This window comes from Bradyrhizobium sp. 87 (assembly GCF_023073015.1).
Lineage (GTDB): Bacteria > Pseudomonadota > Alphaproteobacteria > Rhizobiales > Xanthobacteraceae > Bradyrhizobium > Bradyrhizobium canariense_D.
Window position 1 is genome coordinate 1 of record NZ_JADPIQ010000138.1, and the last position, 15,067, is coordinate 15,067.

Consider the following 15,067-nt stretch of genomic DNA (forward strand, 5'->3'; position numbering starts at 1 on the left):
GATGGCGACGGCTTTCGCGCCGAAATCGTCAATCGCGGCGCGAAACCCGTCATTCCAAACAAATCCAACCGGGTGACCCTCCACAGCTTCAGCAAGCGCCTCTATAAAGGGCGCAATGTTATCGAGCGCTGTTTCTGCCGGCTCAAGGATTTCAGGCGTGTTGCTACTCGCTACGACAAACTTGCCAGAAACTTCTTGGCCGCCGTCCACCTCGCCGCTCTCGTCGCTTATTGGATCAATTGAGTCTGAACCCTAGTCGCGGTCATGATGGTGATGGTGGTGGCGTTCGTGGTGCTCGTGCCGGATGCCTCCACCTCCAGATTGCGCAATTGCGTTTGACGTGAGGGAGGTCGAAAGCAGCATGGTCACGGCAGGCGGCGTTACCGCTGCGAATTTTTCCAAAAACTCACGCCGGTGTTCGTCTTCCGGGGGCATGGGGAACCGTCCTATGACTGTTGGGGGCAAGGGCAGCGCGTGACAGCACAACCGCGGAGCATCCCACTGTGCCGGACGCGCGAGGACTGTCATCAGTCCCACTTGCTCAGTATCGGCCCGAGGTGCTGAGCAATCCTCGGTACGAGCGGACGAGGCCATGGATGACTGAGAAGATGCGCAAGGTCCGGGGCAAGGACGCCGTCATCTTTGACCTCGGCGCGGGCGGCTAGGTGATCGTGCGCCTCGGCGCGCCAAGCGCGCCTGATGTTGACGCCGCTGACGAACCTTCCGCAGAAATTAAAGTACCACCAATTAAATAAATTAACACGACTTAATTGGCCACAAAGCGAAATAAATCACTCGACCGGCTTCTCATTCGGCGGTATTTTCTCGTGGCCCAACCCGGAAGTCAGGCAATCTCCGCTTTAGCGCTGCTATTAAGGAGAAGCGGACGTCGCTTGGGCAAAGCGCTTAATGAGGTACACGTCCGGAGGGCTTGAGGGAGCTATCGCGCATTTTAACTGGCAACGTTGAACAGATTTGTCGATCAGGTCAGATGAGCGCTTACGGATTTCCGTCATGGAGAGCATAGAACCGGGGCACAGCGCCTGGCAGGTCGCAATTTGGCTCCTACAAGCCGACTCAATCTAAAATGGTAATCCCGCATGGAAGTAACAACGAGGCCGCTTAATCCATCCCCTAAGTCGACGTGCTTGGTCACAGGTGGGGCCGGTTACATCGGAGGTCACACAGTCCTCGCCCTTCTCGATGCGGGACATGAAGTTATCGTTCTCGACGACTTGTCCACGGGCTTCCGCTGGTCCGTCCCAAACACCGCTAAACTTATCGTAGGCGACGTAGGCGATTTTGACCTGGTTTGTCGCGTGATTAGGACAAACAAGATAACTTCTATCCTACATTTTGCGGCGAAGACTGTCGTGCCGGATTCGGTTCGAGACCCGCTCGGCTATTACTTGACGAATGCTGTGAAAACTCAGACGCTTCTGGTTGCCGCTATAAGCGAAAAGGTCGGTGCTTTTATATTCTCTTCGAGCGCTGCCGTTTACGGAAGTTCGGAATCGCTTGTTTCGGAAGCCCAGAAGCCTGATCCCAAATCACCATATGGCCGATCAAAGTACATGGCCGAATGCATGATCGAGGATACGGGAGCAGCGCACGAGATGCGTTATGCTATTCTGCGATACTTCAACGTGGCCGGCGCCGATCCAAACGGTCGAATGGGTCAATCAACGAAGAATGCTACTCATCTCATTAAGGTGGCGATTGAAACAGCTCTTGGGAAAAGACCCCGCATGGAAATCTTCGGAAACGACTATCCTACACCCGATGGATTTGCTGTCAGAGACTACATCCACGTTGCAGACTTAGCGGACGCTCATGTCCTGGCCCTTAGCCGTTTGCAAGGAGGGACTGAGAGCTTCACCGTAAATTGCGGATATGGTCGGGGTTATTCGGTTAAAGAGGTTGTCGATATCGTCAAGGCAGTAACTGGAATTGATTTTAAGCTTAGGTTAGCCCCGCGTCGAGCTGGGGACTTGGCATCGGTGGTCGCAAATAGTGATCAGCTTAGATCATTCGGTTGGTTCCCCCGTTATGATGAACTATCAACAATGGTGCGACATGCGTACCAGTGGGAATTGGAGCTGGCAAGCGAGAGGCATTGAAAGACCGAGCAGTAGGTATCTGCTCGGTCAGAATCCAACTCGCTTCGGAGGGGCGATCGTCGATCCCGGTACAAGCAGCCCATTTACAATCGTGGCGTAACGAACGTTGTCCCAAAGCATGATGCGATTCACGTGCCCGCCATAATCGCTGAGCAAGAACGGGCCGTATTGGAATGGACCGACGAAGTACACGTTCCTCAGGTAAACGAAATTGTCGCCCCCGCTGTCGGGATGCACGCGCAGGCCATAGGGACCGCTGATAAAAACGACATCCTGCAAATCGATCGTGCCGGTCCAGTTATCTGCGACAAAGATGCCAGCGGTCGCATCATGGTTGTAGCAATGAAACGTCGTATTTCTGATGGTTATGGCCCCACGGCTCCCCGGTGCATAGGTCTGCAGGCCGTCAGCGTGATCGCCGGATATGCCTTGTGCCTCGATGTAGCAATTGCTGATGTTGAATGCCCCCGAGCCACTGACGCGAATACCCTCCTTCGAAAGGATGCGGCAGTAGTCAATGGTGTTGTTGCCGCTCATCCCTATGCTTGCCGGTTCAGAGACCTGCTCCCTAATAGAAGTACGCGAAAGGTTCTGGCCCCTACTCAGCCAAAGCCCGCTGGTTTTTTCCGTCATCCCTGTGAAGATCGCATCATTGAACGTGAGCGGGATGGCGCCAAGAGGCGTGCTTTGCGGGGCGTCGTTGATCGCTTCTGTGCCAGCGATGTTGCCAGAATCATTTGTTGCCCCGACGGTCAACGCGATGCTGCCCACGCCCTTATCGAGAGCAACAATACCAGCTGCCGTGACGGTCCGGTCCGACTTCATGCAATGGCTGCCGGACGACGTATACCCGCTCGCACATTGCCCCACTTTCGGGATGGCAGGCTTGGCGTCGGTTGAGGGCAAGCAGTATGAGGCCGAGGACGAATAACCCGCTGGGCATGGATGAACGTCCTTCGGCAACGGCATCGCCGCTGTGCCGAGAATGATGACCGGTGACACGAACATCGCGACCAGCTTAGCCGCGAACCGGGGCCGACGGGTGGACTTTGAGCATAAGTGAGCATCACCGCCCTTGCTCCTGGCCGCCCGGACGCACCACGAGCCACGCAAGGCCGCTGAAGGGCAATCCGGTGCCGGCGCGCCGGCGCGCCGCTTCTGACTAACGGGCCAAACTCGCAGCAGTTGGGTCACATGGAGGGCCTTTCTTTTTGCGTTTTAGCTTAGTATCCGGCCGCGATAGATCTGCGGCAAATCCGGCTGCAGCCCTCTTTCTCGCAACATGTACCAAGTACCGGCCCGGCCCATCTTGTGATAGATCTCTTTGAAGTGGTCTTTGACCCGCATTACCGATGCCTGCGCGCCCGGTCTTAAGTGCTCGTGAATTTCGATGACCAGCGAGCCGATGCAGTCGATCCATCCGGCACAGCCCTCGAAGACCTCTCTCTCTGCTCCCTCAATATCCATCTTGAGGAGGTCGACTCGCGGCATGTCGTAGCGCCGCATGATCTCTGGAAGCGTCAGTCCAACGATACCTCCATCGGCCGATGCCGTGGTCTGCATCCCCCACGATCCGGTGCCGGGGTCGAACATGTCCAGCTTCGCATTCTCCTTCCAGACTGCAGCCTGAAGCGGTTGAATGTTCGGGTAGCGCCTGGTGTTCTCAACTAACAGTTCAAAGTTTGCCGGGTCCGGTTCGATTGCCACGATTCGCGCGTTGGGCCATCTATTTGCAAAGTAGATCGATGCAAAGCCAATATTCGCGCCGGCATCGACTATGGTTGAAGGTGGCCCTGGAGGATTGAACAGGTATTCATGCTGCTGAAAGATGTCATGGAAGACTCGGTGGTCTGAGGATCGCATTCTGATCGTGAGAGGTTGCTTGAGCCCGTTCATTTGCACGCGAACGCGTTTCGGATGCCCTGTAAGGCCAAACCTCGCAATGCTCAAGACACCGCCAAATCCGAATTCAGTATAGTATGCGCGTAAACCGGCGAGAAGCCCCATTTCTGCCTCCTAACGCTTCTAAACTGATATCATGGCGCGTACAAATTCCATTGCATAGGTCGGCAAACATCTTCACAGGTCGGGATGAGTGACCCAACGGGAATGAGCGTCTTGCGCGGCGGACGGAGTGGAAGCGATCCCGTTATTGTGGTCGAACATCCACATGCCGCTACCGAGCAGGAAGATGAGCAAGACGTAAGGAGCATCCCACAAGTGGACTGTGCAGGCGGCGAAAGCCAATCCGCAAAGCGTGATGATAAGACCCTTTCGGCATTGCGCTACCTCAAACGAGAGGTTTCGCAGCCGGCCCAGACCAAAGCAAACCGAAAGAAAACCGCCAGCCGTAAACAACAAGCCGGGGATACCGTACCGAACGGCGGTTTCCAACCAGAAGTTATCGATGCTGCCGGGCATCCACTCGGGACGATCCCAGTCATATAGAGCAGTTCCAAAGATCGGGTGCGCCATCACTGATCCCGTGCCGTACTGCCAGATGAGCACACGCATGTAGGACGTGTCCGCATTGAACGTCAGGTACGAAATGAAGACTTCAAAAGGGGTTCGGTTGGAGAGGACGTTCACGACAAGATAGGCACTGATCATGACTAGGGCCAATATTGCCCAACGTCGCGTCACGTTCACCGTAACTTTGTCCCAAGCGATAAACATGGCCTGAACGACAACCGATAGGAGAGCACCGGAGGAAAGGGAAAAGAATACCGCCATCACCACAGGGCCCAAGGCTAATCGCCCCATTTGGCGCCGGGCGGCGCCAAATGCGTAATAGCTCAAGGCGAATGCACTTGAACACACGACGCCAAACAGGATCTGGTGTTCGAAGGGGCCCTGAGCTCGTCTAAGCCCCATCCGTGACTCATCATGAACGATGCTGTAGACGGAGAATACCTTGCCAAACAATTCAATCAAGATCGGCGAGCCCGAGATACTTTCGTACGCGGCGAATGGCAGCAGCAAAACGACCATGAGTGCCAGACACCTCACCATGCGATGAAACGCGAAAACATCCCGAACGTATCGCTTTGCAAGCAGAAAGGTTCCGAGCGTCTCTATCACGAAGATCCCTGCGGACTGCAGACCGCTGTCGATGCCGTGCTGGCTCACCAATATGATCGCTGGCCATATCGCCGTCAAAAGCATCAAGATGTCCGGCAACCGTGTTCGCCCCATCCGTCCAGACAACCACGCTATCAAACACGGAATGAAGCTCGCAACCAGGACCAGCCGGTAGGGAGACAAGCGTATCGGGCCTATGTAGATAAGAATCGGCATGGCCAACGAGAAAACGAAAACGGTAAGAAGCGGAGAGATCTTGGGGCTCCGCGTCGGCTGAGCGGCTGCAACTTGTCGGCCGACGGAAGGCAACGACCTTCCAACCTGACGAGACCTTTTTGCTGCAATGCTTACCACCGGCTTCCATCCTATGTGAAATGTCCTGCCCGCCGCACCGTGACGATGTTATCGATACCGCAAGCGCATCAGTTGGCGATACAGCCCCAGTTTTGTGCTGATCCTCCAGGCAAAGCCGCGCATCGCATCCGGATCAATCAAGTGCTGGCGCATGTAGATCGCATCCATGTTGTTCGTCAGGCAAAGACGGGAATAGAGAAAGAATTCGAACCCGCGATGATAGCCAAGCTGGATTGTAAAGAGGTGCGAGTAGCCCGCCTTCAGAGCCGCATCCCAAACCCGTCGGGAAAAGCGCCCATATGGGAAGGCGAAAAGGGTAACTTGTTGCCCGAGGCGATCCTCCAGCATCGACTTCGACATCGCAAGCTCGCGATGGAGGTCGACATCCGAGACAGTGGTCAAGTCGACATGGGCCATGCCATGCGAGCCAATCACAACGCCGGCCCTGCTAATTTCCTCAATCATGTCCCAGCTCATGCGTCCCGGCGAGCCTACGAAATCCACAGGGATAAAGGACATGAACCCCGGAATCCGTCCGGTCTTCACGTAACGAGCATAGACATGCGTGTAGTCCGAAAGAAATCCATCGTCGAACGTGAGCAGGACAGCACCGCTGTGGCTGGCTTTCGGATCGCGGCAATGCTCCAGAAACGCTTGAGGCGAGACCAGTATGTCCCCGCAAAGCGCGAGATGCGCATCGAATATTTCATGCGTCAGGCACCACGCATTCGAAGGCGACGCTTCCACCAGTTCGTGATAGTTGAGGACAATCATAGAGCTTGCATCAGGTCTGAGACCCGTCGGCCCCAGGCCTGCCAATTCAGTTGGGTCTCGTAGGCGTCGCGGCTCGATTGTCTCAAGCGGGCCAGCGTGTTCGGGTTCGCAAAAATCTCCGCAATGACGCCAGCGTAGTCTGACTTGCTCGCGTTCGACGGCACCAGTACGCCGGTCGCCCCCTCGCGGACGGCATAAGGAACGCCACCGGTGGCCCGCGCAACGCTCGGCACACCATGGGCTGCGGCTTCGCACAACACGATGGGGAAGCAGTCCGCGCGGGTCGGCAACAGAAAGAAATCCGCATCGCGATATAGTTGCTCGAGCCGGCTGCGCTGTGCAGGATCATTCTTGTCGAGGTAAGGGATGATCGTCAGGCCATCCCGGGTGACAGGCTCCGGCGGAGAGCATCCGCAGATCACGAGTTCCGCCTTTACGCCTCTGTCGTTCAGTTCAGCAAGAATCTCGATCGCGGTGTCAGCGCCCTTCTCTTTCCAGTTGACGCCGATCAGGAGCATCCGACACGGGCCTGGCTTCCGGCATCCAAGCACGGAGTCGCGACCGGGCGCCTCTTTGAGGTTGGCGCCCCAAGGAACGACATGCACCCGCGCAGGATCGGCACCATAATCCCTAACGGCGGATTCTGCCGCCCACTGCGACGGATAGAGGATCAAATCGGCGCGCGTGATTGTATCGCGCTCCAGGCGTTCCGAGGTCTTTCGAGCCGAGCGTGACAGGTTTCGATAATTGGGATGATAGTCCTCGATAAGCCGAAAGGTCGCATCGGACGCATAGACGAGGGGAACGCCATCGGGCACGCTCCAGGCGAAGGTGGATCCGGCGGGCGCGAAGACGATATCGGCCGACACGGCGCGGATCTTGCGTACCGCGTCCGCTGCATATTGTGCAACGACGGGGCCCGCCTGGAATGGAGAGAGCCCCCGACGGCGAAAGGTACGGCAAAGCCTGGAATACGCCTTGTATAAGGGCAGGCTCGGTGCGCTTAGGGGTCCGATATGGACCACCTCGTGACCTTGGTTTGCCAGGGATTTCGACATGTGGAACGGCGTGCCGGACCAGAACTTCACCTGGCTCGCATCGCCGATAGTGGCGAATGCAATCCGCCGCGCTGCCTGGCTGCTGGGGACGTGTTGATTGTGACTCATTTTGTTCCCCTACAGAAGGCGCAACCAGCAGATGGCCCCAAACACCGACGAGAAGGTGCGCTCCAACCACTTCCCGCCTCAATTAATGACTGGCAATGTCGCGAATCCTCCATCGGCATGGCCACGCTAACGGCTCTCCGGGAGAGCAATTGAATCCCGCCGAGAGCTTCCAACCCGATCGCTTGATCCATAATGCCTATCAACGACCCTAACCCTTTCACGCCGAGGCCACCCCGCGCAAATATTATTGATTATATATAATCGTCAATTAAAAAACCATCTTAAATTTTAGCCCGGATAATCGCGACCTGGACTATACTCTCCCTCACTGCAGGCTCGAACTCCATTTTCAGCTATCATATTAATTGGGGGAAGATAGTTATTGATTTGCGACGAGATTAAATTTAATAGCCATATTAATTTTAGAATAGGATTTAACTGGTGGCAAACGGGCAAACTGAAGCATCCGGCAGAGGAGTGGTCAGGTCTCTGCTCAAGCGCGCGCGTTCGACGCTTCGCCACCGCTCGCACCAGTTTCGCCTCTTCTTGGATGAAGCAAGTGCCGATCACGCTATTGGCAAGCTCCGCGCGAGCGTTTTGGCAGCACGAAATCCCGCTTCGTCATCTCCAACTGCCTGGTTCCTATGCCCACATTACAAATCCCCGAGCGGCGGAGTCCGCAAGTTATACCAATGTGTCGACACCCTAAACGCCGCTGGACTGGATGCAGCCATCCTACACGCCCGACCAGGATTTCGCTGCAGCTGGTTTGAAAACTCAACGCGAGTCGTCAGCGCAAGCGAGCTAACCTTAGGACCGCGCGACATATTCGTTGTACCGGAAGTTTATGGCCGATCGATTTGCAACCTGCCGCGCAACGTTCGACAGGTAATTTTCAATCAGAACGCCTATCTTACATTAAGCTCTCTGGAAAATGGGCTTGCCTACGCGGAACCGTATACAAACAACCCAGATCTCGCGCTGGTGTTGGTCGTCTCTCAGGACAATGCCGACGTCATCAGACGCACTTTTCCAGCAATCCCCGTTCGGCGTCTTCGACTTGGGATTAATCCTAGTTTGTATCATCCGCCCCAAGGCTCGAAGCAACGTCGGATCGTTTACATGCCGAGAAAACGACCGGATGACGCAGCTGCCGTACTTGCGCAACTGAGGCTCCGCGGCGCTCTCAACGGCTGGGACATCGTTGCCATCGCTGGACGCAGCGAGGCAGAGACGGCCGAACTGCTTCGAACCGCGAGATTATTCCTCAGCTTTAGTTTTCGAGAGGGATTTGGGTTGCCACCACTCGAAGCCCTTGCCTGCGGATGTATCGTGGTCGGGTATCACGGCTCTGGAGGTCGCGAATATTTCCGTCCTCCGTTCGCAACCGCCGTTGAAGACGGCGATGTTGCTGCTTTTGTAAGCGCGGTAGAACAGGCCATTCACGGCATCGATAGTGATCTGCGATCCGCAGATTCCCTGGCGACCGCAGCTTCCCGCTTCGCGTTTGGGCGCTATCCGCCGGAGGCTGAGAAACAGGATATACTCAACATCTTTGGGTCCCTCCTCCAGTCGTGAACATACAAAGCTGACCTCGGATCAGAACACTAGCAGTTGATGCCTTATGAAGAGTCTCGTGCGCAACGGCCTTTCAAAGCGGGCGATATTGTGGGCTCAGCGAAATTCCTGGCGCTTACCCCGCAGCGTCCGTCGTGCCGGAAGAAAGCTGATTGTTGGCGCACCCTCCAGCTGGGAGAACAATGAAATCGTCGACGATTGGTCTAGACCGCTCATTTTGCGCAATACGAATTCCGTGCCGATCGTTCCTGATCCGCATTCTCCAGGTTCGCCCGATATCCAGCCGACCGAACTCTTAGCATCATCCCGTCATGCGCATTGCCTGATAGTTACCCCAGCGCTCGACGCCGGTGGTCTCGATGAATTTGTTGCCTTCCTTGCGCGACGGTTACCCGTCCTGGGACTTCGTGTGACCGTCATGTGCACGCCCCCGACTTCGGGGCCTGACGTGAGAACCTACTTGGGACAACTGTGCACGGCGCTCCAGCGAGAAGGAACATCGGTTCTTGTCGCCTCACCCAGCCAATGTCGTCAGTGGTTGGCTGCCAACCGTCCTGATGTCATAAGCGCCCACGATCCGCCAGTTTGGATTCTGGAACAAGCTCTAAGCGCGGGGATTCCGGTTGTCGAGACGCTCCACGGCATTCCGACTCCAATAAGTACGGACTGGAGCAGAGAGGGGACGCGGTCCGCGTGGATTACATCGTTCGTGGCGGTAAGCGAACTCGTCAGACGACAATACTTGAATGGCAATCGCTCGTTTCCGGAGGATCGGATCGTCACGATTCCGAATGCCTTCAATGACACACATCGTCCGTCCTGCGATCGTGCCGTCGCGCGCGCCTGGCTTGGGCTCAATAACGAATTTCTTTTTCTTAGCCTTGGCCGACATTCCATCCAGAAGAATGCATATGGCCTCGTGCAGGCCTTTTCCCAGGTCGCACAAGGTGATCCGAACGCGCACCTCTTGATCGCTGGCCGTCTAGATAACCACATGTACACCAGCCAAGTGCGCGCACTTCGGGACGAGCTGTCGATGAAGAGACGAATTCACCTCAGGCACTCCTTTGCAAGTCCATCCATTTTATTGGCGGCTGCTGACTGTTTCGTTCTCGATTCGTTTTTTGAAGGATGGTCGCTGGCCAGCATGGAGGCGCTAAGCGCAGGGCTGCCTGTTGTCCTGAGCGAGGTTGGCGGCGCGCGCGACCAGGTCGGTACGGACGGCAGCCGAGGTTTTGTCGTCGGAAACCCGCTCGGGAGCGCGGAGTCGGCGAGCTGGGAGAGTGCAAGCCGTATGCGGTTTAAACCGCAGCCAAATAGGGAAGAATTTGCCGCGGCAATGAAATCCGTGATTGCACAGCGTGACCGATGGTTGGCAGCGCGAAAGCACTTGTCGGAGGAATCAAGAGAGCGTTTCAGCGCCACGGATTGCGCAAAGCGTCACGCTGACGTACTCTTTCGTGCGATTTCCGTATCGTAGATTCGGAGCTGAAATTAATCCAGCGTGTACCGATCGCGGTTCACCACAATAGAAGCGAGTGACGGGCAATCAGCTCAGCTAGCCGTGCAAGCTGCTTGCGGTCCATAGCGGCTTGGACTTCCGCCATTCGCTAGTTCTCATTCGAGTGAATCGGCCGAGAGCGCCGCACGAGAAGTCTCATCGCGTTGCCAGAGATGAGCTCTGCTTCGCGGCCAGAAGGTCGCCCTGCATCGGGCAAGAACGTTGACAAAAAAATAGATCAACAGTCCGGGCCACAAGTGAAGCTCTTTGATTAGTGAAATGAGCGCCCGATGATTGGCTTCACCTTTGTTCACATTCAGCTCGGGAAAGCGCCGGGCCAGCTCGAGAGTTCCCCTGTACACGCGACTTCTGACGGCAATCAGCTGAAGCACAGTGCGTGGGGGGAATACGGTTGAGCTCACGCAGGGCAGTGTCTCCCGTTCTTCGGGCCTGAACTGAAGACGAACATACGTGTCATCGGCAACGATATCTGGAAACAGGCCGAACCGCCCGCGCCCGACCTCTGATAAGGCGTAGACGCCGGAACCGCCAATTCCCTCTCGCGAAGACGGCAGCCGTGACCGGATTCCGTAGTATTTGCGGACCAGCGACGAACAGCCAGTCAGATTGATATCGGCCGTAGGTGCCACCGCCAAAACGTCGCCCTGCTCAAGGCGTCTTGCCAGAGCTCGAATGGCATCAAGCGTAATCACGATATCGGCGTCAGCATAAATCCGCGGAAACGCCGCCGAATTTTGATCCCCGAGGTTCAGGGCGTGGGTTTTCCTTGCAATATCCGACTCGACGACACGGACGGTTGGACCGAATCGCCGGGCGACTGCCGCTGTATCGTCTGTACACCCGTTACAAACGACGACCACCTCGATCTCGCCCGAAGCCGGGTCGCTGCCTCCGGGGTTACCGACCCATTGGCTCAACGTCCGTGCAACAACAGATCTCTCATTGTGGGCCGGGACGACGATCGAAATCATGCCAGCCCGGTTGGAATCGATCAAACTTGAATTTCCATTGGCTGCCATCGATCAGATCATTCCCATGGCGAACTTCTGGGTGATCGCTTCCCGGGCGAGCTACGCAGGGCATCGGCTGCGCCGATCTCGGAGGCTGTTTGCTGCTTCAATTTAACAAAGTACATCAGTTTCCCAGCATTTCACAATTGTCAATTAAATACGATCTTAAATACATAATTATCATTAAATCAACTCGCAAGGCGCTTGGGCTGCATGTGTCATGGTGACGTGAGCCATCAATCTCGCCAAATCCTCCCTTCACCCTTCACGCCGGCGCGGCCGGCGCTCAACGCCTACTTATTAACACCTTTCCCTGCAATTTATTTTTGGGTTGATTTAATCAGAAATCTCTTTTAAAAACGAATTAAATAACTAATCCAACAAAAGGATTGCGCCTTGATACCTTTTCTGGACTTGAAGGCCCAGTACCGCCAGATCAAAACCGACATCGATGCCGCTGTGGTGCGGGCCATCGAGAGTACGCAATTTGTACTCGGGCCGGAGGTTGGCGCTTTCGAAGAACGCTTCGCAGACTACTGCAAGGTTGCTTACTGCCGCGCGCTAAACAGCGGCACCTCCGCGCTCCATCTAGCGCTGCTCGCAGCCGCTATCGGACCGGGCGACGAAGTCATCACGGTCTCGATGACGTTTGTTGCGACGACGGCTGCCATACTCTACACCGGTGCCAAACCGGTTTTCGTGGACGTTGATCCTGCTACATGGACAATAAATCCGACGGCCATTGAGGCTGCGATCACGCCGCGAACAAAGGCCATCCTGCCGGTTCACCTTCACGGGCTGATGGCCGACATGGATCCAATCATGTCGATCGCTCGACGGCATGGCCTCCTCGTCATCGAAGACGCAGCGCAGGCTCATGGCGCGGAATACAAGGGGCGACGCGCAGGTTCGATCGGCGATCTGGGCTGCTTCAGCTTCTATCCAGGCAAGAACCTCGGCGCGTTTGGCGAAGGCGGCGCAGTCGTGACGGATCAGCCCGAGCTTGCGCATCGGGTCTCACTGCTGCGCGACTGGGGCCAAAAGGCCAAATACAATCACGTTATCGCCGGATATAACTACCGCATGGATAGCATTCAGGGCGCGGTGCTGAATGTCAAGATGGACTACATTGAAGCTTGGACAGAGTCGCGCCGGTCAATTGCCGCGGAATACGATCGGTTGCTGTCGGGTCTTTCGTCCGCTCGCCCTCGGCCACCGTGCCATAGCCGCCATGTCTATCATGTTTATGCCGTCAGGCTGTCGCGCCGTAATGAAGCGCTGAGCGCCCTGCAGGAAGCCGGTATCGGCGCCGCCATTCATTACCCCGTTCCCGTGCATCTGCAGAAAGCGTACGCGGAGCTCGGCTACGGTCCGGGCGATCTTCCCGTTACTGAGAGGCTTGCGAACGAGTTTCTTTCGCTCCCGATTTATCCGGAGTTGTTGTCCGAACAGGTGACCGAAATCGCTTCCAGGCTGAAGAAAGTGGCGCCCCTGGACTTCGCTGGGGCAATCGACGGCGAACGCAAAGATGCTCTGGCAAGGCCCAACAACAGGAGGGCAAGTTGATCGATCTTAAGGGTAAACGCATTCTGGTCACCGGCGGCGCGGGATTTATCGGCTCCCATATCATCGACCAGTTGTGCGACGAGGGCTGCATCGAAATCGTCGCTCTCGACAACATGGTAAGAGGTCGGCCGGAGAATCTTCGCCGGGCGCTGGGACGCGGGCCGGTGCGGCTGGTCCAGGGCGATATACGCGATGGCAAGCTGATGAGTGCGCTTGTCAAGGCGGCCGATCTTGTGTTTCACCAGGCGGCACTGCGCATCACCCACTGCGCCGCCGAGCCTCGTCTGGCCAAGGAAGTCATGGTGGATGCCACGTTTGACCTGCTTGACCTCTGCATCAAGCATAATGTCGAGAAGGTGATTGCCGCCTCCTCTGCATCCGTCTACGGCATGGCCGAGGAGTTTCCCACGACCGAGCGACAGAATCCGTACGACAATCGGACTCTGTACGGGGCCGCCAAGGCCTTCAATGAAGGGCTACTGCGCACTTACAACGATATGTACGGCCTAGATTACGTGGCGCTCCGATACTTCAACGTCTATGGCAGCCGTATGGACATCCATGGACGCTACACTGAGGTCCTGATCCGCTGGATGGAGCGACTGGAGGCCGGCCTGCCTCCCGTTATCTTCGGTGAGGGCCGACACACCATGGATTTCGTGCACGTCCGCGACGTCGCCCGCGCCAATATTCTCGCGGCGAGGGCAAAGGTCACGGACGAGGTGTTCAACGTGGGTACCGCCACGGAGACGAGCTTGGTGCAGCTCGCTCAAGCCCTCTCGTCAGTGATGGGACGGCAAGGAATAGGCTTGGAGTTCGCACCAGAGCGTTCGATCAATCCGGTGCAACGCCGGCAGGCGTCTACCGGAAAAGCTGAGCGCCTGCTCGGCTTCCGGGCCGCCACTTCGCTCGAGCAGGGCCTGTCGGAGCTCGTGAGATGGTGGCGGGCGGAGCGCGAACTCACTGCCGCTAGTCCACCGCAGGCGGCTGCATCGTGATTCCGATCGCTACGCCGCTGCTTGCCGATGAAGAGGCCGACGCCGGGCGAACCGGGGCGTCCGGTCGGGTGTCGTAAGCGGGCCGCCTTCGAGCGCCGGTTCGGCGCCGCCGTCGGCGATCCTTTGAACCTTCGCATGTGCGGCGTCAAATCGCACGACCTTCCGGGCGGCTTGCTCAATACTGCCGATGCACAGCTCGATCGCAGGTTCAGAGTACTTCGTCGTGCGGCATGGCTCTCCGCGCGTAATTCGAGGCTCATGCCGCATCCAGGCAGCCGTCGGGCACAAAAACTCGAATGGCTTCCGGAACTGTTGCCGGCCATCCGTTGGTATAGCGTGGGCCCCCGCAACGCTATCCATGAGACTTGGAGTTGGCCAAAGTCTCGCGAATGTCAATCATCTTGTCCCTCAAGGCGACCACGACGTCTCCTGCACGGAGACCAAGAAGCGCTTGTTTGACCGGCCGCGCAAGTCGCGCGCCATCATACTTGCAGCTCAGCGCGTAATAACTCTCTGCCCGTTCGAATTCGCGCCTGCAAACCAGCGATCCGCCACAATTTCCCACGTTCGTGCGCGGATGGCACTCTCTTAGAGAGGTTCGTAGCGTTCTCACGAAGAGAGTCGTCGAATTCCTGCACAGTCATTAGAAAGGTTGAACTCCCGAACTGTCTGCCAACAATATTGTGGCCGTATTGATAGGCGGTAAGCGTAGCGCCGCGGCCCTTTAGATTGTCTGTGCGCGATCTTGGGAGCACCGTTAGAAGAGTCATCTTCTGCAAGGGTGCTCATAATGGACGACCATTCGGACGACATAAGACGACCATTGACACAGCGTATCGAAGTGTACGCCGGCGCAGGCCGTAAGCAGTGGCCGGATGATTTGAAGGCCCGGACTTTC

At 56.5% G+C, this 15,067-nt stretch carries 13 protein-coding genes; 6 read left to right on the forward strand and 7 right to left on the reverse strand.

Annotated features, from left to right (window positions below; genetic code table 11):
- The coding region (locus tag IVB50_RS37550) for a transposase (RefSeq protein WP_247296352.1) at positions 1–243 on the forward strand (243 nt) is incomplete at its 5' end.
- Between the two features lie 9 nt (positions 244–252).
- Here the strand turns inward: IVB50_RS37550 and IVB50_RS42845 are convergent.
- On the reverse strand, positions 253–435 hold the full coding sequence (locus tag IVB50_RS42845; protein ID WP_346730924.1) for a hypothetical protein: 183 nt from the start codon (positions 433–435) through the stop codon (positions 253–255).
- 665 nt (positions 436–1,100) lie between these two features.
- On the opposite strand from IVB50_RS42845, the gene galE reads away from it, so the two are divergent.
- A complete protein-coding gene (galE, locus tag IVB50_RS37555) occupies positions 1,101–2,120 on the forward strand; it encodes a UDP-glucose 4-epimerase GalE (protein ID WP_247299828.1) in 1,020 nt (339 codons plus the stop codon).
- 27 nt (positions 2,121–2,147) lie between these two features.
- Here galE and IVB50_RS37560 read toward each other — a convergent pair whose 3' ends face one another.
- The 5 genes from IVB50_RS37560 to IVB50_RS37580 all read right to left on the reverse strand — a co-directional run bounded on the left by IVB50_RS37560 (position 2,148) and on the right by IVB50_RS37580 (position 7,387).
- On the reverse strand, positions 2,148–2,945 hold the full coding sequence (locus IVB50_RS37560) for a right-handed parallel beta-helix repeat-containing protein (RefSeq protein ID WP_247299830.1): 798 nt from the start codon (positions 2,943–2,945) through the stop codon (positions 2,148–2,150).
- Between the two features lie 393 nt (positions 2,946–3,338).
- Entirely contained in the window at positions 3,339–4,127 is a 789-nt protein-coding gene (locus IVB50_RS37565) for an FkbM family methyltransferase (RefSeq protein ID WP_247299832.1), read from the reverse strand.
- A 72-nt stretch (positions 4,128–4,199) separates the two neighbouring features.
- Positions 4,200–5,300 (reverse strand): O-antigen ligase family protein, encoded by a 1,101-nt coding sequence (locus tag IVB50_RS37570; RefSeq protein WP_247299835.1) that lies wholly within the window; start codon positions 5,298–5,300, stop codon positions 4,200–4,202.
- Positions 5,301–5,603: 303 nt separating this feature from the next.
- The gene (locus tag IVB50_RS37575) at positions 5,604–6,329 is read right to left on the reverse strand and encodes a polysaccharide deacetylase family protein (RefSeq protein WP_247299837.1); all 726 of its coding nucleotides are present in this window, start codon (positions 6,327–6,329) and stop codon (positions 5,604–5,606) included.
- Positions 6,326–7,387, reverse strand: coding sequence for a glycosyltransferase family 4 protein (locus IVB50_RS37580; RefSeq protein WP_247299839.1), 1,062 nt, complete (start codon positions 7,385–7,387; stop codon positions 6,326–6,328). Before IVB50_RS37580 ends, IVB50_RS37575 begins: the two co-directional genes overlap by 4 nt.
- A gap of 549 nt (positions 7,388–7,936) precedes the next feature.
- Between IVB50_RS37580 and IVB50_RS37585 the strand changes: the two genes are divergently transcribed.
- Positions 7,937–9,073, forward strand: a complete 1,137-nt coding sequence (locus tag IVB50_RS37585) for a glycosyltransferase (RefSeq protein WP_247299842.1) — start codon at positions 7,937–7,939, stop codon at positions 9,071–9,073.
- Between the two features lie 46 nt (positions 9,074–9,119).
- Complete coding sequence (locus IVB50_RS37590) at positions 9,120–10,553, forward strand: glycosyltransferase family 4 protein (RefSeq protein WP_247299844.1); 1,434 nt, start codon at positions 9,120–9,122, stop codon at positions 10,551–10,553.
- 137 nt (positions 10,554–10,690) lie between these two features.
- Here the strand turns inward: IVB50_RS37590 and IVB50_RS37595 are convergent, their stop codons facing one another.
- Positions 10,691–11,614 (reverse strand): glycosyltransferase family 2 protein, encoded by a 924-nt coding sequence (locus IVB50_RS37595; protein ID WP_247299847.1) that lies wholly within the window; start codon positions 11,612–11,614, stop codon positions 10,691–10,693.
- 387 nt (positions 11,615–12,001) lie between these two features.
- Here IVB50_RS37595 and IVB50_RS37600 point away from each other — a divergent pair, with 387 nt between their 5' ends.
- The gene (locus tag IVB50_RS37600) at positions 12,002–13,171 is read left to right on the forward strand and encodes a DegT/DnrJ/EryC1/StrS family aminotransferase (RefSeq protein WP_247299848.1); all 1,170 of its coding nucleotides are present in this window, start codon (positions 12,002–12,004) and stop codon (positions 13,169–13,171) included.
- Positions 13,168–14,169, forward strand: a complete 1,002-nt coding sequence (locus IVB50_RS37605) for an NAD-dependent epimerase/dehydratase family protein (protein WP_247299850.1) — start codon at positions 13,168–13,170, stop codon at positions 14,167–14,169. The genes IVB50_RS37600 and IVB50_RS37605 overlap by 4 nt, the downstream gene beginning before the upstream one ends.
- Positions 14,170–15,067 lie beyond the last annotated feature (898 nt).